Raw genomic sequence first — 22,532 nt, forward strand, 5'->3', positions numbered from 1 at the left:
AGTTTTCCGCGCGCAATGCCGGGCCCGCCATGGATGCCCATGCCGATCTCCATCTCGTCCAGTCCGATCTCGAAATTGGGCCGGCGGGTCTGCGGCAGCGAGCAGGGCGACAGCGCCACGCCCATGGTGAAGGTGTAATCGTTGGCCTTCCTGGCGATGCGCTCGCATTCGTCGAATGACAGCATCCGGTCGCAGGCGGCACCGGCGGCCTTGAAGATGAAGAAATTGCCGGCGACGCCGCGTCGCTTCTGCCTCTGGTCGCGTGGCGCCGAGGCGACGTCGTCGGTGGTCAGCACGGTGCGCACTTCGATGTCGTCCATTGCCGCCATTTCGGCGGCCATGTCGAAATTCATCACGTCGCCGGCATAGTTGCCATACATGAACAGCACGCCAGCACCGCCGCTGGCCGCCTTGGCGCATTCAAGGATCGGGTCCGGCGGCGGCGAGGCGAAGACATTGCCGATGGCCGCGGCGTCGGCCAGCCCCTTGCCGACGAAGCCGAGGAAGGTCGGCTCGTGGCCCGAGCCGCCGCCGATGACGAGGCCGACCTTGCCGGGGCGTGGGCCGTCGCGGGCGATGATGGAGCGGGGGCTTCCGTCCGCGCTTTTAAGCTGGCGGGGATGCGCGGCCAGGATGCCTTCCAGCATCTCGTCGACCGTGCGGTTGCCGTCATTGATGATCTTCTTGGTCTGCACCTGCATCCTCCCGATTTCGGTATTTTCGCAGATAGTACAGCGTGTTACCGGGATTTCCACCCGGGGACGGACATTTCACGCGGCGATGCGTTCCAGCGCGGCCAGGATCTGCACGCAGGCATTGGCTGCCTCTTTGCCCTTGACCTGGAAGTGTTCGAAGAAGAAGCGGTGATGGTCCGCGCTGTCATGGTAGTTGTGCGGCGTCAGCACCGCCGAAAGCACCGGCACGCCAGTCGACAATTGCACGGTCATCATACCGTCGATGACCGCACTTGCCACGAATTCATGCCGGTAGATGCCGCTATTGACGACGAACGCGGCGCCGAGGATAGCGGCATAGCGGCCGGTCTCGGCAAGCGTTTTTGCATGCAGGGGAATCTCATAGGCGCCTGGCACATCGAAGACATCGACGGCAAAGCGTTTCTCTCCGAGAACCGCCAGTTCCGCCTCGAATGCTTCAACGCATTGGTCGACGATATCGGCGTGCCAGCGCGCCCGAATGACGGCAAAGCGGATCGTTTCATAGTCGTTGTGGGAATGCTGATTCATGGGTCCATCTTTCCGTTTCGATCCAGAATCAGGACGCACGATACGGAATCCGAACCGCGAAAGCGGACCGTCTTCCGTTCGTTCTCTTCCATCCGGACTGTGACCGTCGGCTCCGGAATCACACCGGATCTGCTGACCCTTCCGGCTAACCGGAAAGCGCTCGCGGGCTTGGGCCGAGACCCTTACCGCCGGTGGGGACTTTCACCCCGCCCTGAGAACATTGACGGCGTTTGTATGGAAGGCCGCATTACCGATGTCAATCGACGCCGTGGCTGGAGCTGTAATCTCCCCCCTTGAGGGGGAGATGGCCGGCAGGCCAGAGGGGGTCGTCTCACGTAGAGCGCCAACATCTTCTCGGCCTAGAAGGCGCGGGCGCTCCACACGCTGCGACCCCTCTGTCGCCTCCGGCGACATCTCCCCTCAAGAGGGAGATCATCCGCGCTCGGGAAACATCGCCCTCAGGCCTTCGCGTGAGGCCGTAGCGACACCGCGTTCCGTGATCAAGCCGGTGACCAGCCGCGCCGGCGTCACGTCGAAGGCCGGATTGGCCGCCGGCGTGGCTTCCGGCGATACGCGGACCTGGGCGATCTCGCCGGAAGCCGTCTTGCCCCAGACCAGCGAGACCTCGTCGGGCGAGCGCTGTTCGATCGGGATTTCGGCCAGCCCGTCGCCCACGGTCCAGTCGATTGTCGGCGACGGCAGCGCTACATAGAACGGCACGTCGTTGTCGTCGGCGGCGAGCGCCTTGAGATAGGTACCGATCTTGTTGCAGACATCACCGTTGGCGGTGGTCCTGTCGGTGCCGACGACGACCATGTCGATCTGGCCGCGCTGCATCAGATGGCCGCCGGCATTGTCGACGATCAACGTATGCGGCACGCCGTGGCCGGCCATCTCCCAGGCGGTCAATTGGGCACCCTGGTTGCGGGGTCGCGTTTCGTCGACATAGACATGGACTGGAATGCCGGCTTCCGTCGCCAGATAGATCGGCGCAGTGGCGGTGCCGTAGTCGACGGTGGCCAGCCAGCCGGCATTGCAGTGGGTCAGGATATTGACTGGTTCGCCCGGCTGCTTGCGCGCCGCGATCGCCTTGATGATTTCGAGCCCATGGGCGCCGATGGCGCGGTTGAGGCCGACATCCTCGTCGGCGATCTCGCCGGCACGTCGATACGCAGCCGCGGCACGTTCTGCCAGGGGAAGCGTCAGCAGGAAGCGCTGCATTTCGTTCAGCGCCCAGCGCAAATTGATCGCCGTCGGGCGCGTTTCGTGCAAGGTTGCCCAGACCGCGTCGAGCGCCGCATCCGACGGATCGTCGGCCATCTGCATGGCTACGCCATAGGCGGCGGTGACGCCGATCAGTGGCGCCCCGCGCACCCACATGTCGCGGATTGCCGTGGCGATGCCGGCGACGGTATCGATCTTTTCGATGCGGAAATCATGCGGCAGCCAGCGCTGGTCGATGATCTCCACCGAACGCCCGTCGTCGCTCGGCCAGATGGTACGGTAGTGGCGGTCGCCGACGTTCAAATCCTGCTCTCCCGTTCGATCAGCGCGGCCAATTGATTGACCTCGTCGATGCTGTGGATCTGGCGCCGGTTGACGGCGAGGTGACGGCCGAATTTCAGCGCCCTTGCTTCACATCTGGCGCGCAGATCCGGATCGGCAATGGTCTCGAAATCAGCATTATGGGCAAGGCCGAGAATGCGCCGGTGAACCTCGACGCCGGCAAAGCCGAGCAGATCGGTCCAGATCGAATGCAGCATGTGGTCGAGCGCCTGCTCGGCGCCAAGCCTGTCGCCCTGATCTTCGAACAGGCTCTTCTGGTAGAGCATGCCGGTACGCTCGGTTCGCCACAGATGCGAGAACTCGCTGCGGAACACCGACCATGTCTCGACCGTAACGCCGAGCAGATAGTCGCGCATGGCGTCGCGGCTTCCGCCCTGTTCATGGCCGCGCTGCGAGAAGAACGCCATCCAGAAATTGGCGAGCAGCATGCCGACGTCGAAGGCGATCGGGCCGTAGAAGGCGAATTCGGGATCGATCATCCGCGTTTCGGTGTCGGTGACCATGATCGAGCCGGAATGCAGGTCGCCATGCAGCAGCGTCTCCGCATTGGCGGCGAAGATGTGCTTCATGCGCTGCGCCTCGACCTTGAGGTCGCGGTCGGCGCGCAGCTCGGCGACAATGCCATCGAGCTGCGGGCTGGTGTGCCGGTTCATCTTGGCATCGAAATACGGATCCGAGAAAACCAGGTTCTCGGTGATGTCGCAGAGTTCGACATTGTCGGCGAACAGCGCCAGATCGGCCTTGCGGGCCTTGGTCGCCATATGCAGGTCGGAGCCGCGAAACAACGTGCGGGCCATGAACAGGCCGATGTCTTTCGCGATGTTGGGCAGTTGCCGGCCCTCGATCAGCGCCCGCCGCAAGATAATGTGCGGCGACAGATACTCCATGATGATCAGCGCCTGGCCTTCATCGAAGTGGTAGATATCCGGCACCGAACCCGGCGCCCGTGCCTGTTGCCGCGTCAGCGCATGATATTCGAAGAAGGAGCGTTTTAGCGGCAGCGGCCAGCTGTCGCCGACCAGCCGGACATAGGGCAGGGCCTGCTTGACGACGGCCGCACCCTCAGCGCCTTCGACAATGAACACCAGGTTCAGATTGCCGTCGCCGACTTCACGAACCTTCCACTGGCTCGTGTCCTTGCCGATCTGCGAACGCAGGGCCTCGTTGGCACGGAGACGGCCCGCCAATGTCTCGACCGACAGTGCTTCGAACGGCGATTTCCCAGTCATCCTCACCTCCCGCTCATGTGCTCCGATGATAGCGGAGCCAACGCGGTCGGGCCAAGCTAGGAAGCCTGCTGGCAATTGTCAATCGTGTTGACAATTGCCGATATAGCCCATAGCGTCACGGTCAGGGAGGAACGAATGGGCAATGATGCCGTGTTCCGCGTCGACGGCCTGAGGAAATCCTTTGGCCATATCGAGGTGCTTGGCGGCGTCTCGCTCGAATTGCATGCCGGCGAAGTGACCGTGCTGATGGGCGCCAATGGCGCCGGCAAATCCACCCTCGTCAAGATCATCAGCGGTGTTTACGACCATGGCGGCGGCTCGATGTCGCTTGCCGGTCAGGATTTCGCCCCGAAAACGCCGGCGGAGGCGATCCGCGCCGGCGTCGTTACCGTCCACCAGAACATCAATGACGGTGTCGTCGCCGACCTCGACGTCGCCACCAATCTTACCCTCGACAGGTTGAGCGGCAGCGGCGTGCCGATGCTGTTCAATCCAGGCCGGGTGCGTCGCGAGGCCAAGGCGGTTGCCGACCGCATGGGACTGGTCATCGACCTCAAGGCCCGGATCAGCGATCTCTCTCTTGCCGACCGCCAGATGGTGGCGATCGCCCGCGCCATGGCACACCGGCCGAAAGTTCTGATCCTCGACGAGCCGACCTCCTCGCTGTCCAGTGCCGAGGCCGACCGGCTGTTCGCATTGCTCGACCGGCTCCGCCAGCAAGGCGTGGCCATTCTCTACATTTCGCACCGTATGTCTGACATCAGGCGGCTTGCCGATCGCATCATTTCGATGCGCGATGGGGTTATCTCAGGCATCTTCGACAAGAAGCCGCTGGATTACGAAGGTGCGGTCAACGCCATGCTCGGCCGCAAGATCCAGCTCGAGCGGATCGTCGCCAGGAATTCGGCCAAAGCAATTTTTGCCACGGACGGGTTGCGGATTGCAGAAGGCGCCCGGCCGATTTCGCTGACGCTCGGCGACGGCGAGGTCGTTGCCATCACCGGCCTTGTCGGCGTCGGCAAGACCGCGCTCGCCGAGACGCTGTTCGGCCTGCGCCAGCCGCTGGCCGGGACCATGATGCTGAACGGGAAACCCTATGCGCCGGAGTCGACGGGGGAAGCGATTGCCGCCGGTGTGTTTCTCGTCGCCAAGGACCGGGGCGAAAACGGCATCGTCGGCGACTTCAACATCCAGGAGAATATCAGCCTGCCGTTCCACAGGCGCATGTCGCGTCTCGGCGTCCTCAAGCGCCGCATCGAACGCGCCGTTGCCCGCCAGCAGATCCAGGAACTGGGCATCGTCTGCCGCTCGGAAAAGGACGAGATGTCCACCCTTTCGGGCGGCAATCAGCAGAAGGTGATGGTCGCCCGCTGGATGTCGCAGGGCGCAAGGCTTTTCATCCTCGACGAGCCGTTTCAGGGCGTCGACATTTCGGCCAGGCGCGATATCGCCGCCAAGCTGCGGGCCAGCGCCAGCGGCCGCGCGACGCTGCTGTTCGTCACCGAACTCGACGAGGCCCTGGAGACGGCCGATCGCATTCTGGTGCTGTCGGAGCAGACGATCGTCGGCGAGCACCGCAATACCGATGTCGATCTCGAGCGTCTGCTGGCCGAAGTAGCGGGCGGGCCGTTGCACAGCGCAGCCTGACGGCGGGAAGACAAAGAGAATTGGAATGGAGAGGGCATGAGTTCGGGTTGGATAAAGACGGCGTCAGCGTGCGGGAGCGCCGAATGATCCTGCGCGACAATGCTATTCGCTACGGCTTCATCGTTCTGTTGTTCGGGTTGATCGCCTATTTCGCCATCGCCGCCGACGGCTTCGTCTCGCCGCAAAGTGCTGTCTTCATCTTCCAGTCGGTCGCCATCACCGGCGTTCTGGCGCTCGGCGTCACCGCCACGCTGGTCGTCGGCGGCTTCGACCTGTCGATCGGCTCCGTCGCCACCAGCGCCATGATGGCGGCTGCCTATGTCATGGTGGTGCTGGAACAGAACGCCGTCGTGGCGGTCGTCGTCTGTCTCGTGATCGGCGCCGTCGTCGGCCTGATCAATGGCTGGCTGATCGTCTATATGCGGGTGCCGGACCTCTTAGCGACACTCGGCATGATGTTCCTGCTTGTCGGTCTGCAACGCATCCCGACCGAAGGCCGCTCGATCGCCACCGGCATGACCATGCCGGACGGCTCGGTCGCCAACGGCAGCTTCGGCGCCGCCTTTCTGGCGCTTGGCCGCCATCGCTTCGATTTCTTCATCCCGAACCTCATTCCGGTGTCGGTCGTCGTCCTGCTCGTGCTGGCGGTACTGATCTGGTTCTTTCTCGAATACACCCGTTTCGGGCGCATGATGTACGCGGTCGGCAGCAACGAACGCGCTGCCGAACTCGCCGGCGCGCCTGTCAAGGCATACAAAATCTGGGCCTACGTTATTTCGGGAGTATTTGCCTCGATCGGCGGCATTTTGCTCGCCGCCCGGCTTGGACGCGGCGACATCGCCTCGGGTAATAATCTGTTGCTCGACGCGGTGGCTGCTGCACTCATCGGTTACGCGGTTCTCGGCGCCGCCAAGCCAAACGCCTTCGGCACGGCCGTCGGCGCGGTGTTTGTCGGCGTGCTGCTGCAGGGCCTGACGATGATGAACGCGCCTTACTACACGCAGGATTTCGTCAAGGGCGTGGTTCTCGTGGTCGCCCTTGTCTTTACCTTCGCCCTGTCCGGCAGGGGCAGGAGATAGGGTTCGACCGGGTCACATTTTGGGTTCAACAAGTGGAGGAAGCGACGTGAACATCACAAGAAGACTTTTGGGGAAGGCAGCGCTCGGGCTTGCCGGCGCAACATTGCTGATGCAGATGCCGGCGATGGCGCAGGACAGGCCGGCGCCGTTCGACAAGCCGGGTGCCGTCAAGATCGCGCTGGTCCGCTATCTCTCGACCGGCGACTTCTTCCAGGCGTATTTGTCCGGTGTCGAAGCGCAGGCCAAGGCGCTCGGCGTCGACCTGCGCGTGCTCGACAGCCGCCAGGACGCGGCGCTTCAGGCGGACATGGTCGACCAGGCCATCGCGCTCGGCGTCCAGGGCATCATCATCCAGCACGGCTTGACGGAATCGATGAAGGACGCCGCCCAGCGCGCGGTCGACGCCGGCATCAAGGTCGTCGCCTTCGACGTCAATGTCGAAAACCCCAAGATCCCGCAGATCGAGCAATCCGACCGCGACCTCGCGCGCCTCGCACTCGAACAGGCGGTCAAGGACAATGGCGAGAGCTGGAAGGCCGGCTATGTCTATGTCGCCGGCATCGCGCCGCTCGACCGCCGCAACGAGACCTGGGTCGAATTCAAGAAGAAGTATGCAGGCATCGACGAAGTTGCCATGTTCGGCACGCTCGACAACCCGATCGCCAATTCGGTCGCCAACCAGGCCCGCTCGGTGTTGTCGGCCCACCCCGACATCAAGGTGATGTTCGCGCCCTATGACGAATTCGCCAAGGGCGTGAAGATCGCCGTCGACGAGGCCGGGCTGAACAAGGACATCAAGATCTATTCGGCCGACATCTCGACCTCGGACATCGCCGCGATGCGCGAGCCCGACAGCGCCTGGGCGGCAACCGCCGCTACCAACCCGGCCGTCGTCGGTCAGGTATCCGTGCGTGCGCTGGCGCAGCTTCTGGCCGGCGAAGATCCCGGCCACAACGTCATCGTGCCGCCGACGCTGATCACCCAGAAGGACCTGCTCGACAAGGACATCAAGAACATGGAGGATCTCTCGGCCAAGCTGCCGCAGTTCGCCCATGCCGATGTCGCAATGCCGGCCTGGATGCCGAACCCGAACGCGAAGTAGTCTTTCGCTATCGGCAAAGAAAAAGAGCGGCTCGCGGGCCGCTCTTTTTGTTGGTCCGGTGTTTAGATCTACCTCAACGCCGCTGCGATGTTGCCGCCGTCGACCGTCGTCACATCGGCGGTGGTCCGCTCGGCCAGCGCTTGATGCAGAAAGGCCTGGGCGACGTCTTCGGCCGTCACTTCCTGCCCGAGCAGGTTGCCGGACATGTACTCCTTCTCCGACACGCCGCGCGCGCCCGAGCGGCTGGCGATCATGGCTTCGGTCAACAGCCCCGAACGGATGCGGTCGGCGTTGACGGCATTGGAGCGGATGCCATTCGCGCCGTAGTCGAGCGCATATTGCCTGGACAAAAACAGCGTTGCCGCCTTGGGAATTCCATAAGCGCCGAACTTCGGCCCCGGATTGACCGCCTGCTTGGAGGTGTTGAACAACAGCACGCCGCCGGTGCCCTGTTCCAGCATGATGCGCACGGCATTCTGCGCCGCCGACTGGTGGGCGAAGAAATTGAGTTCGAAGCTCTTGCGCAAGGTTGCGTCGTCGAGCTCGCCGATCCGGCCCTCCCAGGCAGCACCGGCATTGGAGACGAGAATGTCGAGGCCGCCGTAGACGGCGACCGCTTTGTCGAACGCAGCGCGCATCTGCGCCGGATCGGTGATGTCGGCGCCAATGCCGATCGAACCGTTGCCAGCTTTTTTTGCCGCCTCGGCAGCCCTTGACGCATCGAGATCGACGACGACGGTATGGGCACCGTTGTCGGCGAATAGCTTTGCCGTGGCCGCACCGATCGCGCCGGCGCCGCCAGTGACCAGCACCACCTGGCCGGTCAGCGGCTTCGGCTTGTTGGCGGCGAGCTTGGCCTGTTCCAGCGACCAGTATTCGAGCGGGAACAGGTCGGCTTTGGAGAGCGGGCGGAAATCGCCGACGGCTTCGGCGCCGCGCACTGCCTCGATCCACATTTCGCCGACGTCGGAGGCGATCTTCGCGTCCTTGAGCGTGCGGCCGTGGCCGAACATGCCAAGGCCGGGCACCAGCGTCAGCCGCGGCATCGGGTCGAGCATGGTGCGCTTCACATCGTCGAGCGCATCATTGGTCTCGAAATAGGCGCGATAGTCCTTGGCGAATTTCTCGACATGCTCGCGGATGACGGATTTGTAGTCGCCGACCTTGTCAGCGTCGGGCGCCGGCAGTGCCATCGGTCCGGTCTTGATGCGGATCGACAGGTCGGGTGTCGAGACGCCGCGCCCGGCATAGTCGGCAATTTTTGCCGAATTGATGAAGTCGACGATCGCATCCGAGGTCCGGAAATCGCTGATCATCCGGTCGAAGCGGCCTTCGCCGCGCGCCACCGCCGCCGCGCCGCGCAGCATCGGCGCAATCTCCGCGGGCTTCGCAAGCCTGGCCGGCAGGGCCACTTTTTCGGTGCGCGGCTTGCCGTGGCTGGCGATGAAATCCTCGGCGACGTTCACGTAATGGATCATCCGGTCATAGGCCTGCTTGGCATCGTCGCCGAAGGTGAAAATGCCATGCTTGTCGAGGATCAGGCCTTCGACCGTCGGATCGGCGTCGAAAACATCAGCGGACGCCTTCGCCAGATCGAAGCCCGGCATGATGTAGGGCACAAAGCCCATCTTTTCGCCGAACACCTTCCGGCTCAGCGCCTCGCTGTCCTCCTGGTCGACGATGGCGAGGATTGCGGTCGAATGCGTGTGGTCGACGAATTTGTGCGGCAGGAAGGCGTGCAGCAGCGTCTCGACGGAGGGATTGGGCGAGGACGGATCGATGAGGTTCGCCCGCTGCAGCGCGACCATGTCCTCATCGGAGAGCTTCTTCAGCGACCGCGCCTTCAACAGCGCGCCGAGCTTGACCGCCGGCAGGCCCTGCGGCTCGATGACGCCCATGTCCCAGCCGCTGCCCTTGACGCAGAGCACGTCCCATTCGTCGCCGACAAGATCGGTGGCCCTGGTCTTGCACGAGGTGTTGCCGCCGCCATGCAGGACGAGCCGCGGCTCGCCGCCCAGCAGCCTGGTCGTGTAGACGCGCAGCGCCAGATCGCGGGCCACACCCTTCTTTGCATAGTCGGCGACCAGCTTCTCCGCCTCGTCGTCATTCCACAGGTTCTTCATGTCAGCTTCGTCCGATTTCTCTTTGTTGTGAACAGGAATGCCGCGACAAATTGATGACAACGCGCCGGCGGCTGGAAATGTACTGTCTAGGCGACCTTTTCTGCTGCCGCTCCGGCATGGTCGAGCAGCCGTCGCGCCATCCGTGCGTCGACGACGAGATGAGTGCATAGCCCGCCGGCGATCGCCGCGACGAGCGGTTCGAACTTGCTCTCCTCCTGCACCACCACAAGGCGCTTTTCGATGCTGCGCAACGATGACAGCTCTGCCGAAATCAGCCGGCGGTTGTAGCTGCAGTCGAGCGCCTGGCCTTGGGCGTCGATGATCTGCCCGGCAATGACGCCGGCCGCACCCGCTTTGCGCAATACAGCCATTTCGCTTGGCGTCAGCGCGCCGCATTTGACCAGATGGCTGTCGGTGTCCACCGAGCCTACCGAATACAGCGCCAGGTCGCATTCGCCGATGCCCGACAACTGCTCGCGGATCACCGGCTCGGCGCGCAGGCCGCGTGCCAGTTCTTCCGTCGTCAGCACCAGCGGCGCGTAAAAATTCAGCCCCTTGGCATTGAGCCGGCGTGCGATTTCCATCGTACATTGGTCCGGCCGGTACGAATAGGGGGCGCCCAGATTGCCGCAGAGCTGCACCACGGTGACGTCCTGCAGATCGGCATAGGACATGATGTCGGCGATGGTGTAGATCGTCCGTCCCCAGGCGACGCCGATGCGGTCGCCCTTCCTGATCAGCTCGAGAAAGACGCTTGCCGCCAGCACCGCGATATCGGTCGAGGGGTCGGCGACATAGCCGTTTTCCGGCGCGATCCAGACCGCGTCGAGCCTCAGCGCGTCTTCCAGCTTGCGTGCCAGCACGTCGTCGGTGAAAAGCTGGGTCGAGGTCGAGATGTTGACGATGCCGGTCTCGCGCGCCTTGCGCAGATACATCGCCACCGAGGCACGGGAAATCTTGAGCTGGCTGGCCACCTGGTCCTGGCGCAGGCCGTGTGCGTAGTAAAGCCAGGCGGCCTTGTGGATAAGCTGTTCTGCCGGTCGGATCGCCATGCCATCTCCTCGCTGACATTATTCACGGCTCTCGACAAAAGTCAAATTAAGACAGGAGGCATGATATGGCATTGGAGCATTGCCGATGTCAGTAATTGCACATTTATTGTTATTGCGGTACCATTTGATCAGACAGGAGATCCGAGAATGAATGTATCATTGGGAGAGCGATGGGAAACCTTCGTGTCCAATATTGTCAAACGCGGCCGCTACGGCTCTGCCAGCGAAGTCGTGCGTGAGGGCCTGCGCCTGGTCGAAGAGCGCGAGGAAAAGTTGAAGGCGCTGCGTGCCATGGTGGACAAGTCGTTTGCCGAAGGCGGCGAAGCCTCGGAGCAAGATATTGACGCGGCCTTGGAAGCCAAGGCCAAGCAGCTCGCAAAGGAAGGTTTTTAGGAGTGCCGCGGCTGCGCATGCTGCCGTCGGTACAGACAGATTTGGTCGATATCCTTGAATACATCACCGGCCAAAGCGGCAGCCTATTGATCGGCCGGCGCTTTGTGGATGCGTTGCGTCAGAAATGCCGCGATCTGGCGAGCTTGCCTGCGACGATCGGTCGTGCTCGTCCCGAACTCCGGCCTGACGTCCGAAGTTTCGCTTTCAGGGGGTACGTGATTTTCTTCCGTTACTATGGCGATTTCTTCGAGGTGGCGAACATTGTGGAAGGACATCGGGACATCGATGCTTTGTGGCCAGAGGGTGAAGGCGAGTAGGGGCGCCCAGGTGGATAGGCGAAGCCGCATACCGTTGAGGTGGCTTCGATGAGATATTCACCAACGGCGGGCACTTGCATCGCGAAAAGACGGTCGCAACAGACCGGCGATGCACAAATCCTACACCGTGTTCAAAGCCTGGTGGTAAGAAGGCCTAATAACACATTGCGGAGGACGGGATGGGCAATCCTTACGAACAGGACCTCGACAGGAACCCGGCCAACCACCAGCCGCTGACGCCGCTGACCTATTTCGAGCGGGCGGCAAAAACCTTTCCCGACCAGACCGCCATTATCCATGGCCGCCAGCGCACGACCTATCGCGATTTCTGGAAGCGCTCGCTGAGGCTTGCCTCGGCGCTGGCGAAGCGCGGTATCGGCAAGGGCGACACCGTCACCGTTATGCTGTCCAACACACCGCCGATGCTGGAAGCGCATTTCGGCGTGCCGATGACCAGGGCGGTGCTGCATTCGCTCAACACCCGCCTCGACGCTGCGGTCATTGCCTTCCAGCTCGACCACGCCGAAAGCAAGGTGCTGATCGTCGACCGCGAATTCGCCGGCGTGGTTCGGCAAGCGCTGGCGCTGGCCAAGGTCAAGCCGCTGCTGATCGATTACGACGATCCCGACTATGCCGCCGATGCGCCCTATCCCAAGGGGGAACGGATCGGCACGCTGGACTATGAGGCGTTTGTCGCCGACGGCGACGAGGATTTCGCCTGGTCGATGCCGGACGATGAATGGGATGCTATCTCGCTCAACTACACCTCTGGCACGACAGGCAATCCGAAGGGCGTCGTCTGTCACCATCGCGGTGCGGCACTCATGGCCTATGCCAACACCATCCATGCCGGAATGGGCAAGCACCCGGTTTATCTGTGGACGTTGCCGATGTTCCACTGCAACGGCTGGTGCTTTCCCTGGACGCTTGCCGTGCAGGCCGGCACGCATGTCTGCCTGCGCTGGGTGCGGCCGAAGCCGATCTACGACGCCATAGCCGATCACGGCGTCACCCATCTGTGCGGTGCACCGATCGTCATGTCGGTGCTGATCAACGCCAGGGACGAGGACAAGCGGCAGTTCCCGCAGACCGTCAGCTTCAACACCGCCGCAGCGCCGCCGCCTGAGGCGGTGCTGTCGGGCATGGCCGATGCGGGCTTTGCCGTCACGCATCTCTACGGCCTGACCGAAACCTATGGCCCGGCCGTCGTCAACGAATGGCACGGCGAGTGGGACCGGCTGGAGAAGGGGGCGAGGGCGGCGAAGAAGGCCAGGCAAGGCGTACGCTACGCCGCGCTCGAAGGCCTGATGGTGATGGACCCGCAGACGATGCAAGAGACGCCGGCCGACGGCGAGACTATCGGCGAGGTAATGTTCCGCGGCAACATCGTCATGAAAGGCTATCTCAAGAACCGCAAGGCGAGCGACGAGGCCTTTGCCGGCGGCTGGTTCCATTCGGGCGACCTCGGCGTCATGCATCCTGACGGCTACATCCAGCTCAAGGACCGTTCCAAGGACATCATCATCTCCGGCGGCGAAAACATCTCCTCGATCGAGGTCGAGGAGGCACTGTACAAACATCCCGCCGTCGGCTCCTGCGGCGTTGTCGCCCGATCCGACGACAAATGGGGCGAGGTGCCGGTCGCCTATGTCGAGCTGAAGCCGGGCAAGGCGGCGACCGAGGCCGAAATCATCGAGCACTGCCGCGCGCTGCTCGCCCGCTTCAAGGTGCCGAAAGCGGTGATCTTCGCGGAAATCCCGAAGACTTCGACGGGCAAGATCCAGAAGTTCCGGCTGCGGGAGATGACGAAGCAGCCTTAACGCCTGATCTGAAAACATCAATTCAAAATCCTTTGCGTCGAACAGACGGGGCGGCGTTGCAGGCGCGCCCGGCGGGACCCACATGCTTTTCATGGTCCAACTCCGTCCAGAGATGTCACCATCTGTCATCAGCGGCCAAAATCGGCCTTGACAGGTGATGGTTTTCAATTTACGAGTGACGAAATTCTAAATTCGTCAGTCGTAAATTTGGCAAACAAGATGCTGGAAACTCTAGACACCACCGCCGATTCCGCCCGCCAGGAAAATGTCACACGCATCCTGGATTGCGCGGAGCGATTGTTCCGCCACTACGGCTACGGCAAGACCAACGTCGCCGACATAGCGCGCGAACTCGGCATGTCGACCGCCAATATCTACCGCTTCTTCGCCTCCAAGGTGGAAATCCACCAGGCGGTTTGCGGCCGTATGCTCGAGACCTGCTACCGGTTGACCTACGAAGCCTGCCATAGTCCCGGCACCGCCAGCGAAAAGCTCCGCCGCTACGTGCATACGCACTATCAGTGGACGCTCGAGACCATGATCGACCAGGAGAAGGTGCACGAGATGGTCATCGTCGCCATCGAGCGCGACTGGCATGTCATCGAAAAGCACATCGACAGCATCCACGAACTGGTTGCGGAAGTGATCCGCGAGGGCATCGCCACCGGCGAGTTCGTCGATCAGGATCCGGTGATCGCGTCCCGGTGTTTCGGTGCTGCTATTATCAGCCTCTGTCATCCGCAGATGATGGCCCAGTGCCTCGCCAAGAAGAACCGGGCGACACCGGACGAGCTTACCGAGTTTGCCATCAGAGCCTTGAAGAAATGACCGTTGCCGCCCGTCGGGCGGTGATGTCGGCAATTCATCCCCACAGTTCGGGAGTACGAAAAGTGTCTTTGTCCAAGTCCATCACCTACAGGCGACCGGCCGCCGGCCTGGCACTGATTATCGTTGCCGCTCTCGGCCTCGCCGGCTGCTCGCAGGAGAAAGCCGAGGTCACCGAGATCATCCGCCCGGTCAAGGTGGTCGAGATCGCTAAGGCGAGCGATACCCGTCAGCTCTCCTATTCCGGATCGGTGCGTGCTCGGACCGAGATGAATCTCGGTTTTCGCATCAACGGCAAGATCACCGAGCGCCTTGTCGACATCGGTGACCGCGTCAAGCCCGGCGACGTTCTCGCCCGCATCGATCCCACCGACTACGAGCTTTCGGTGAGAAGCGCTCAGGCCAGCCTCGATGCTGCCGACCGTCAGGTCGAGACAGTCGAGCTTACGCGCAAGCGCGCCGAACAGCTCTACGCCAAGAATTTCGCGCCGAAGTCGCAGCTCGAGCAGGCAACGCTCGCCTATAATCAGGCGGTCGCCACGCGAGACTCCGCCCGCTCACAGCTTGCCCAGGCACAGAACCAGGTCCGCTATACCGATCTCAAGGCGGACAAGAACGGCATCGTCACCGCCGTTGCCGCCGATGTCGGCCAGGTCGTCGGCTCCGGTACGCCGGTGGTGACCGTTGCCATCGACGGCGAGAAGGAAGTGCTGATCGCTGTTCCGGAAACCGATATCGCCGAATTCAAGCCGGGCAAGACCGTCAAGGCGGGCTTCTGGTCCGATGAGGCGCTGACGCTCGACGGCAAGGTCCGCGAAGTCGCCGGCAGCGCCGATCCGCAGTCGCGCACCTTTGCCGTCCGCGTCAGCCTGCCCAACGATCCGCGCGTGCTGCTAGGCATGACCGCCTCCATCGAAGCCGCGGCGGATAACCGGCAGCAGCTGGTGTCGATCCCGCTGGCCGCGTTGGCGCAAAAGGACAGCCAATCGATCGTCTGGACAGTCGACCGCAATGGCGGGACCGTCCATGCGCATCCGGTCAAGGTCGCCGCCTTCACCCCCGACGGCGTCAGCGTCGCCGATGGGCTGAAGCCGGGCGACGTGGTCGTCGCCGCCGGCACGCAGTTCATGACCGAGAATCTGAAAGTCAAGCTGACCGGTGATGCAGCGCAACAGTCGGCGTCGGCCGATGACGACGCCGCAAGGCGCTTGCGCTGACGGCCAGGCAATCCACAGTTTCCGGGCGGCAGGCGGCCCCCCGATTTTCGAGATCTCAGGTCGATGTAACCCCCACGTCGATCCTCGCGTCCCACCGCGATGTAGATCTCTCAACTCGGAAAGCCTCGCCGCCCGGAAGCCCACATCGGAAGTTCCTTGGGCATGCGAAAGCGCGTGCTCTGTTGATCAAATTGAAACGGACTGACGCCGATGACCACCGACACCAATGAAAAGCGATCTTTCAATCTTTCGCGCTGGGCAATCGGCCATCCGAGCATTGCCCGCTTCCTGTTCGGGCTGATCATCGTCGCCGGTGCGCTCGGCCTGATGCGCATGGGCCAGAAGGAAGACCCCGATTTCACCTTCCGCGTCATGGTCGTCCAGGCGATCTGGCCTGGCTCCTCGATCAAGGAGATGGAGGACCAGGTCGTCAACAAGATCGAGCGCAAGCTGCAGGAAACGCCGCATCTCGATTTCGTCCGCTCCTACACCCGCGCCGGCAGCGCCATCATCACATTGCAGGTCAAGGGCGACACCAATCCCGCGCAGGTCGCGGATGCGTTCTATCAGGTGCGCAAGAAGGTCGGCGATATCTCGAATGAACTGCCGCAGGGCTCGCTCGGGCCCTACTTCAACGACGAATTCGGCGACACATTCATCACCCTGCATTCGATCAGCGGCGACGGCTACAGCTATCCCGAGCTGAAGAAATTCGCCATCCAGGCACGCGACATGCTGCTGACGACGCCCGGCGTCGAGAAAGCCGTGATCATCGGCGACCAGCCGGAAAAGCTCTACATCGACGTTTCATCCAAGGTACTTGCCGAACGCGGCCTGACGTTGACCGACCTGCAGAATGCGATCAGGGGCCAAAACAATGTCGACCCGGCGGGCTCGGTCGACACCGGCCAGCGTTCCGTGCGCATCTCGGTCGAAGGCGACGTCACCAGGGCGGCCGACATCCGCGAGCTTCGCCTGCGCGCCGGCAACCAGGTGACGCGCCTCGGCGACATCGCCACGGTGACCTCCGGCCTCGAGGATCCCTATCAGCGCAAATACCGTATCAACGGTCACGACAGCGTCCAGCTTGGCGTCGTCATGGCAAAGGGCTTCAACGTCACCGACGTTGGCAAGGACGTCGAAGCGACCTACAAGCGCTTCGAGGAGGCGCTGCCCTATGGCGTCTCGGTCAATCAGATTTCCGATCAGCCGGGCGTCGTCAAGGATGCGGTGGCCGAGTTCATGGAAGCGCTCGGTGAAGCGCTGCTGATCGTGCTTGTCGTCTCGTTCCTGTCGATCGGCTGGCGTTCGGGCCTGGTGATCGCCATCGTCATTCCGCTGGTCCTGGCAGCCACCTTCGCCATCATGTACGAACTCGGCATCGACCTGCAGCGCATCTCGCTCGGCGCGCTGATCATCGCGCTTGGGCTCTTGGTCGACGACGCGATGATCGTCGTCGAAATGATGGAGCGAAAGCTCGAGGAAGGCTTGGTCAAGGTCGAGGCGGCGAGCTTCGCCTATTCCTCGACCGCTTTCCCGATGCTGACCGGCACGCTGATCACCACAGCCGGCTTCATCCCCGTCGGTTTCGCAGCCTCGACGGCCGGCGAATATGTGCGCACCCTGTTTTACGTCGTCGGCATCGCGCTGGTCGTGTCCTGGTTCGCTGCGGTCTATTTCACGCCATGGCTCGGCCACATGATCCTGAAGCAGCGCAAGCACGCCGGCAGCCATCACGATGTCTTCGACACGGGTTTTTACCGCCGTCTTCGCTCGACCGTGTCATGGGCGGTGCGCCATCGCATCATCGTCCTGGTGATGACGCTGATGACCTTTGCCACCAGCCTGTGGGCGTTCCAGTTCATCCCGCAGAATTTCTTCCCGCAATCGTCGCGTCCGGAAATCCTCGTCGATCTCTGGCTGCCGGAAGGCACCAGCATCAAGGAAGTCGAGACGCAGGCCAAGGCGCTCGAAGCCAGGATGATGGACGACAAGGACAAGCGCTTCATCGCCACCTATATCGGCGAAGGCGCGCCGCGCTTCTTCCTGCCGCTCGACCAGCAGCTTCGCAACCCGAACTTCGCCCAGCTTCTGGTCATGGCCAATGACGAACCGGCCCGCGAGCGGCTGATCGTCAAGCTGCGCACCGTCCTGGCCGAGGATTTCCCATCGATCCGCGCCAAGGTTGATCGCCTGTTCCTCGGTCCGCCGACTGGTTGGCCGGTGCAGATGCGCGTCATGGGTCCGGATCGCCAGGAAGTGCGCCGCATCGCCGACGAGGTGAAGGCGAAGTTCCAGGCAAATCCGTTGCTCGGCGCCATCCACGACGACTGGCTGGAGCCGGTGCCGGCGATGAAGCTGGTGATCGACCAGGATCGTGCCCGTGCGCTCGGCGTCACCTCGCAGCGCATCCGCCAGATGCTGCAGGCGACCATGTCGGGAGCGCCGCTCGATGATTTCCGCGACGGCGAGGAGACGGTTTCGATCGTCGCCCGCGAACCGGAGGCAAGCCGTCACCTGCTGTCGGCGGTCGATTCCGTCTATATCCCGACGGATTTCGGTGGCTCCGTGCCGCTGTCGCAGGTCGCCAAGATCGTTCCGGTGCTGGAGCAAGGCGTCGAATGGCGGCGCGACCGCTTGCCGACGATCAGCGTACGCGCCACGCTGCCGGACGGCGTGCAGCCGAACGATGTCGCCATGAAAATGTACAGCGACATGCAGGGCCTGCGCGCCAGCCTCGCACCCGGCTACAAGATCGAGATCCAGGGTGGCGCCGAGGATGCGGCCGAAAGCCAGGCCTCGATTGCAGCGAAAGCGCCGATCATGCTGGCCGTCATCGTCGTGTTGCTGATGATCCAGCTGCAGCATTTCGGCAAAGCCATGCTGGTGCTGGCGACCGGTCCGCTTGGCATCATCGGCGCGGCGGCGGCACTCTTGATCAGCGGCGCCCCGTTCGGCTTCGTCGCCATCCTCGGTGTCATCGCCCTGCTCGGCATCATCATGCGCAACTCGATCATCCTGGTCGATCAGATCGATCAGGACATCGCCGCCGGTGTGGAGCGCTCCGAGGCCATCATCGGCTCGGCGGTCCGCCGGTTCCGGCCGATCGTGCTGACGGCGTTGACTGCGGTGCTGGCGCTGATCCCGATCTCGCGCGGCGTCTTCTGGGGGCCGCTCGCCTACGCCATGATGGGCGGCATTCTCGTCGCCACGGTGCTGACCATCCTTGTCCTGCCGGCAGCCTACGCGCTGTTCTTCGGCAGGGAGCCCAAGAAGGTGGTGGAGCAGGCGGCCGAGACGGAAGAAAAGAACGAAAGGCCGCAACTGGCCCTGGCGGCCGAATAGAGCTGTTGGCAAATGTGACCTCCGGCGGTTTAATCCGCCCACCAGGCGTAGGCGCCGGAGGAGGACCGTCATGACCATAGCTCAGACAAAGGCACCGCTGCGGCTGCCGATCGACGGGCGCCATCGCCAGATGTTCATCGGCGGTGGCTGGGTCGATGCCCGCTCCGGCCGGACCATGGAGAGCCGCAATCCCGCCACCGGCGCGGTCATCGCCACGGTTCCCCGCGGCGACCGCCAGGACATCGACTTGGCGGTGACTGCTGCGCGCAAGGCGTTCGAGGGCCCGTGGAGCCGGTTCAAGCCTTATGAGCGGCAGGTGCTGCTGCTGAGGATCGCCGACCTCTTCGAAAAGCACTGGGAAGAGATCAGCCGCTCCGACACCACCGACATGGGCATGCCGATCGTGCGCACCCGCGCCAACCGCAACCGCGTCATCGGCATGCTGCGTTACTATGCCGGCATGGCGACGGCGCTGCACGGCGAGACCATCGAGAATTCGCTGTCCGGCGAAATCGTCTCCTTCACCCGCAAGGAGCCGGTCGGTGTCGTCGGCGCCATCATCCCGTGGAACGCGCCGACGGCAGCGTCGATCTGGAAGATCGGCCCGGCGCTGGCGACCGGCTGTACTATCGTGCTGAAACCATCGGAAGAGGCGCCGCTGACGCCGCTTTTGATCGCCGACATCATGAACGAAGCCGGCGTCCCGCAAGGCGTCGTCAACATCGTCACCGGCACCGGCACCGAGGCGGGCGCGGCACTCGCCGAGCACATGGGTGTCGACAAGATCGTCTTCACCGGCTCGACGGCGACCGGCCAGTCGATTGTGCGGGCCTCGGCCGGCAACCTCAAGCGCGTCTCCTTGGAACTCGGCGGCAAGTCGCCGGTCATCGTCTGCGCCGATGCCGATCTCGACAAAGCGGTGCCGGTGGCGGCAATGTCGGTCTTCGCCAATTCCGGCCAGATCTGCATTGCCGGCTCGCGCCTGTTTGTCGAACGCGCCGTCCATGACGAGTTCGTCGAGCGACTGGCGGCATATGCCAAGGGTCTCAGGGTCGGCGACGGCATCGACCCCGCGACCGAGATCGGTCCGCTCGTCTCCGAAAAGCAGTTGCAACGGGTCACCGGTTACCTCGAGGCCGGCACTGCGGAAGGGGCGAAACTCGTCACCGGCGGCGAACGGCTTGTGGAAGGCGCGCTTGCCGCCGGCAATTTCGTCGCGCCGACGGTCTTTGCCGGTGTCTCGGACGACATGAAGATCGCCCGTGAGGAGATCTTCGGGCCGGTGATTTCAGCCTTGCCGTTCGATACGCTGGACGAGGCGGTCGAGCGGGCCAACAACACGCCTTACGGCTTGGCTGCAGGGGTCTTCACCCAAAATCTCGCCACCGCCCATCAGCTGTCGCGCAAGATCCGCTCCGGCTCGGTCTGGGTCAACACCTATCACGCCATCGATCCGGCCGTGCCCTTCGGCGGCTACAAGATGAGCGGCTACGGCCGCGAGGGCGGCGCCGAACACCTTGACGAATATCTTAACACCAAGGGCGTGTTCATCAAGATCGATTGAGCCCGCTAATGCATGTCGCGCAAAAGTGTGCAGCGGTTTTGCGATAACGACATGCATAAAAACAAGAATCTAAGGCGCGTCGCATGAGGCCGATCGAACGCGACGCGCTTTTAGCCCAGAAACGAAAAACCCGCCTCAGCGGCGGGTCTCGGGGCGAATCAGCACCATAGCGAAATTAATAGCATAGCTGCCGGCACAAAGCAAGAACAAAATGCAGGGACCGGGCGCATCGCGCGCCCGATCCCTCAAGGCAAGCCTCAGATGACGAACAGCCAGTTGGCGAGCAGCATCACCGCGACGCCAGCGACCAGCGTCAGATAGGGCAGCATCCCGGCCTTTCGCACTGCGAGGTCGGACGAGTTCATGCCGAGATCGGCCAGCATGTGGTCGGGGAACTTGCCCTTGTCCTGGATGTAATGCCGGAAGCAGAACACCGGGATGATCAAGGCTGCAGTGATCAGCCCGGCCCACAATGCCATCGGGTTCCAGACCTTGGCGCCGGCGCCCATGAAGACCGCGTTGACATAGGCAAAGATCGCACCGAGGCCGAGCAGCCAGCTCGGCGCCTTCCATGGCCGCGCGATGTGGCCATTGTCGATGCGGTGGATCCAGCCGGCATTGAGGTTGAGGAAGTTGAAGATGATGTAGCCGCAATTCGACACCGCGAGGATGAAGAAGAAGCTCGTCGCGTCGGCCGAAGCGATGGCCAGCACAATCAGGTTGAAGATCAGGTCGGTCCACATCGCCCGCGTCGGCGCACCGTGCTCGTTGACGTGGCTGAGGTAGCGCGGCAGCCAGCCGTCGACCGAACCCTGGTAGAGCGTGCGCGAAGAGCCGGCCATCGCCGTCATGATGCAGAGCACCAGCGCCAGGATCATCAGCATGACCAGCAGGCTGTGGATCAGCTGGCCGCCGCCGACCATGCCGGCCAGCGCATCGGCAACGCCGGAGCCGTCGACGATCGGCGTCGCCAGCATGCCGTTCAAGCCGAGCACGCCCTGGAAGGTGAACGGCACCAGGATGAACAGCAGCATACAAAGCAGGCCGGAGTAGAAGATCGCCTTGAAGGTATCGGTGCCGGGGTTCTTGAATTCGGAGGTGTAGCAGACGGCGGTCTCGAAACCGTAGGTCGACCATGCCGCGATGAACATGCCGCCGAGCACCAGCGTCCAGCCGGCGATGTTCCATGCGCCGGGCTCCGGCGCATAGGCTGCCGCCAGCGGCACCAGCGGCGAGAAGTTTGCCCAGTTGATCTGGCCGGTGACGATCGGCACCACGCCGACGATGAGCATCGGGATGATGACCAGCAGGCCGATATATTTCTGCACATTGGCCGTGCCCAGGATGCCGCGATGCTGGATCGAGAAGATGATCAGCATCAGCACCGCGCCGATGAAGAAGGTGGCGTTGAAGGTGAAGGAAACCGGGCCAAGCGTGTGACCGTAGAGCGTCCAGTTGCGGATCGCCGGCGTCGCCGCCGCGGTGACCGCGGTGATGGCATCGGCGGCGCTGGTTCCGGCATGGGCTGCGATATAGGCGGCGACTTCCGGCGAAGTGTGGGTGAACAGCGGCACCGGCGCCAGTGCGTTGAGGATATAGGCGGCGGCGATCGAGCAGCCGAGCGACAGCACCGGCGACCAGGCGAACCAGTTGCACCACACAGAAAGCGGCGCGATGAATTTCGAATAGCGCAGCCAGGCGGTGGCGCCGTAGATCGAGGCGCCGCCGGACTTGTTCGGGAACAGGCCGGCGATTTCCGCATAGGTGAAGGACTGCAGGAAGCCCATGATCATGGATACTGTCCAGATCAGGAAGGCCAGCGTTCCGGTGGTGCCGGCAATGCCGCCGATCGAAAACAGGACAAGGGCCGGAACGCCGCTTGCGACCCAGAAGGCGCCGCGCCAATCGATGTTCCGGTGCAGCTGCCCTTCGGCAGGCGGCACCAAGGTGGTGACTATCGTGCTCATGTACGTGGATTCCCCATTTTTGATGTTCCCCATCGGCAACAG

General features: G+C 62.9%; 17 protein-coding genes and 1 riboswitch. Of the genes, 10 read left to right on the forward strand and 7 right to left on the reverse strand.

Features of this window, described 5'->3' with window-relative positions; all coding sequences use genetic code 11:
- From NKH13_RS26980 to mtnK, 4 genes are all read right to left on the reverse strand, one after another.
- Positions 1-701, reverse strand: a 701-nt coding sequence (locus NKH13_RS26980; protein ID WP_352915714.1) for a dihydroxyacetone kinase subunit DhaK, incomplete at its 3' end; no start/stop codon positions are given.
- Positions 702-770: 69 nt separating this feature from the next.
- Positions 771-1,244, reverse strand: a complete 474-nt coding sequence (locus NKH13_RS26985; RefSeq protein ID WP_352717878.1) for a 6,7-dimethyl-8-ribityllumazine synthase — start codon at positions 1,242-1,244, stop codon at positions 771-773.
- 76 nt (positions 1,245-1,320) lie between these two features.
- Positions 1,321-1,467, reverse strand: a riboswitch (FMN riboswitch).
- A gap of 209 nt (positions 1,468-1,676) precedes the next feature.
- Positions 1,677-2,771: an S-methyl-5-thioribose-1-phosphate isomerase gene (mtnA, locus tag NKH13_RS26990; RefSeq protein ID WP_352717879.1), complete on the reverse strand. Its 1,095-nt coding sequence runs from the start codon at positions 2,769-2,771 to the stop codon at positions 1,677-1,679.
- Positions 2,768-4,039, reverse strand: a complete 1,272-nt coding sequence (gene mtnK, locus NKH13_RS26995; protein ID WP_352717881.1) for an S-methyl-5-thioribose kinase — start codon at positions 4,037-4,039, stop codon at positions 2,768-2,770. Before mtnK ends, mtnA begins: the two co-directional genes overlap by 4 nt.
- 135 nt (positions 4,040-4,174) lie before the next feature.
- Between mtnK and NKH13_RS27000 the strand changes: the two genes are divergently transcribed.
- From NKH13_RS27000 to NKH13_RS27010, 3 genes are all read left to right on the forward strand, one after another.
- Complete coding sequence (locus NKH13_RS27000; protein WP_352717882.1) at positions 4,175-5,686, forward strand: sugar ABC transporter ATP-binding protein; 1,512 nt, start codon at positions 4,175-4,177, stop codon at positions 5,684-5,686.
- 83 nt (positions 5,687-5,769) lie between these two features.
- Positions 5,770-6,765 carry an ABC transporter permease gene (locus NKH13_RS27005; RefSeq protein ID WP_292653853.1) on the forward strand — a complete coding sequence of 332 codons (996 nt, stop codon included), beginning with the start codon at positions 5,770-5,772 and terminating at the stop codon, positions 6,763-6,765.
- A 46-nt stretch (positions 6,766-6,811) separates the two neighbouring features.
- The gene (locus NKH13_RS27010; RefSeq protein ID WP_352717884.1) at positions 6,812-7,867 is read left to right on the forward strand and encodes a substrate-binding domain-containing protein; all 1,056 of its coding nucleotides are present in this window, start codon (positions 6,812-6,814) and stop codon (positions 7,865-7,867) included.
- A gap of 68 nt (positions 7,868-7,935) precedes the next feature.
- On the opposite strand, the gene NKH13_RS27015 is transcribed toward NKH13_RS27010, so the two are convergent.
- Entirely contained in the window at positions 7,936-9,990 is a 2,055-nt protein-coding gene (locus tag NKH13_RS27015) for a bifunctional aldolase/short-chain dehydrogenase (RefSeq protein ID WP_352915720.1), read from the reverse strand.
- Between the two features lie 86 nt (positions 9,991-10,076).
- Positions 10,077-11,042 carry a sugar-binding transcriptional regulator gene (locus NKH13_RS27020; protein WP_352717887.1) on the reverse strand — a complete coding sequence of 322 codons (966 nt, stop codon included), beginning with the start codon at positions 11,040-11,042 and terminating at the stop codon, positions 10,077-10,079.
- 147 nt (positions 11,043-11,189) lie between these two features.
- Here NKH13_RS27020 and NKH13_RS35710 point away from each other — a divergent pair, with 147 nt between their 5' ends.
- The 7 genes from NKH13_RS35710 (at position 11,190) to NKH13_RS27055 (ending at position 20,523) form a co-directional block, all read left to right on the forward strand.
- A complete protein-coding gene (locus tag NKH13_RS35710) occupies positions 11,190-11,435 on the forward strand; it encodes a type II toxin-antitoxin system ParD family antitoxin (RefSeq protein ID WP_352977862.1) in 246 nt (81 codons plus the stop codon).
- 2 nt (positions 11,436-11,437) lie between these two features.
- Positions 11,438-11,752 (forward strand): type II toxin-antitoxin system RelE/ParE family toxin, encoded by a 315-nt coding sequence (locus NKH13_RS27030; protein WP_352717889.1) that lies wholly within the window; start codon positions 11,438-11,440, stop codon positions 11,750-11,752.
- Positions 11,753-11,931: 179 nt separating this feature from the next.
- A complete protein-coding gene (locus NKH13_RS27035) occupies positions 11,932-13,572 on the forward strand; it encodes an acyl-CoA synthetase (protein WP_352717890.1) in 1,641 nt (546 codons plus the stop codon).
- Between the two features lie 219 nt (positions 13,573-13,791).
- Entirely contained in the window at positions 13,792-14,400 is a 609-nt protein-coding gene (locus tag NKH13_RS27040; RefSeq protein WP_352466058.1) for a TetR/AcrR family transcriptional regulator, read from the forward strand.
- Between the two features lie 62 nt (positions 14,401-14,462).
- Positions 14,463-15,614: an efflux RND transporter periplasmic adaptor subunit gene (locus NKH13_RS27045; protein WP_352466059.1), complete on the forward strand. Its 1,152-nt coding sequence runs from the start codon at positions 14,463-14,465 to the stop codon at positions 15,612-15,614.
- 210 nt (positions 15,615-15,824) lie between these two features.
- Positions 15,825-18,959 (forward strand): efflux RND transporter permease subunit, encoded by a 3,135-nt coding sequence (locus NKH13_RS27050; RefSeq protein WP_352915726.1) that lies wholly within the window; start codon positions 15,825-15,827, stop codon positions 18,957-18,959.
- 70 nt (positions 18,960-19,029) lie between these two features.
- Positions 19,030-20,523, forward strand: a complete 1,494-nt coding sequence (locus NKH13_RS27055) for an aldehyde dehydrogenase family protein (RefSeq protein ID WP_352717894.1) — start codon at positions 19,030-19,032, stop codon at positions 20,521-20,523.
- Positions 20,524-20,780: 257 nt separating this feature from the next.
- Here the strand turns inward: NKH13_RS27055 and NKH13_RS27060 are convergent, their stop codons facing one another.
- The gene (locus tag NKH13_RS27060; protein WP_352717896.1) at positions 20,781-22,490 is read right to left on the reverse strand and encodes a trimethylamine N-oxide permease; all 1,710 of its coding nucleotides are present in this window, start codon (positions 22,488-22,490) and stop codon (positions 20,781-20,783) included.
- Positions 22,491-22,532: the final 42 nt, after the last annotated feature.

Origin of the sequence: Mesorhizobium sp. M1348, assembly GCF_040317925.1 — a bacterium.
GTDB lineage: Bacteria > Pseudomonadota > Alphaproteobacteria > Rhizobiales > Rhizobiaceae > Mesorhizobium.

Bases quoted from the DNA above. Each gene is read 5' to 3' on its own strand.
- NKH13_RS27050 (WP_352915726.1), top strand. From the start codon at position 15,825: ATGACCACCGACACCAATGAAAAGCGATCTTTCAATCTTTCGCGCTGG.
- NKH13_RS27055 (WP_352717894.1), top strand. From the start codon at position 19,030: ATGACCATAGCTCAGACAAAGGCACCGCTGCGGCTGCCGATCGACGGG.
- NKH13_RS27000 (WP_352717882.1), top strand. From the start codon at position 4,175: ATGGGCAATGATGCCGTGTTCCGCGTCGACGGCCTGAGGAAATCCTTT.
- NKH13_RS27035 (WP_352717890.1), top strand. From the start codon at position 11,932: ATGGGCAATCCTTACGAACAGGACCTCGACAGGAACCCGGCCAACCAC.
- NKH13_RS27005 (WP_292653853.1), top strand. From the start codon at position 5,770: ATGATCCTGCGCGACAATGCTATTCGCTACGGCTTCATCGTTCTGTTG.
- NKH13_RS26985 (WP_352717878.1), bottom strand. From the start codon at position 1,244: ATGAATCAGCATTCCCACAACGACTATGAAACGATCCGCTTTGCCGTC.
- NKH13_RS27060 (WP_352717896.1), bottom strand. From the start codon at position 22,490: ATGAGCACGATAGTCACCACCTTGGTGCCGCCTGCCGAAGGGCAGCTG.
- NKH13_RS27040 (WP_352466058.1), top strand. From the start codon at position 13,792: ATGCTGGAAACTCTAGACACCACCGCCGATTCCGCCCGCCAGGAAAAT.
- NKH13_RS27020 (WP_352717887.1), bottom strand. From the start codon at position 11,042: ATGGCGATCCGACCGGCAGAACAGCTTATCCACAAGGCCGCCTGGCTT.
- mtnK (WP_352717881.1), bottom strand. From the start codon at position 4,039: ATGACTGGGAAATCGCCGTTCGAAGCACTGTCGGTCGAGACATTGGCG.
- NKH13_RS35710 (WP_352977862.1), top strand. From the start codon at position 11,190: ATGAATGTATCATTGGGAGAGCGATGGGAAACCTTCGTGTCCAATATT.
- NKH13_RS27015 (WP_352915720.1), bottom strand. From the start codon at position 9,990: ATGAAGAACCTGTGGAATGACGACGAGGCGGAGAAGCTGGTCGCCGAC.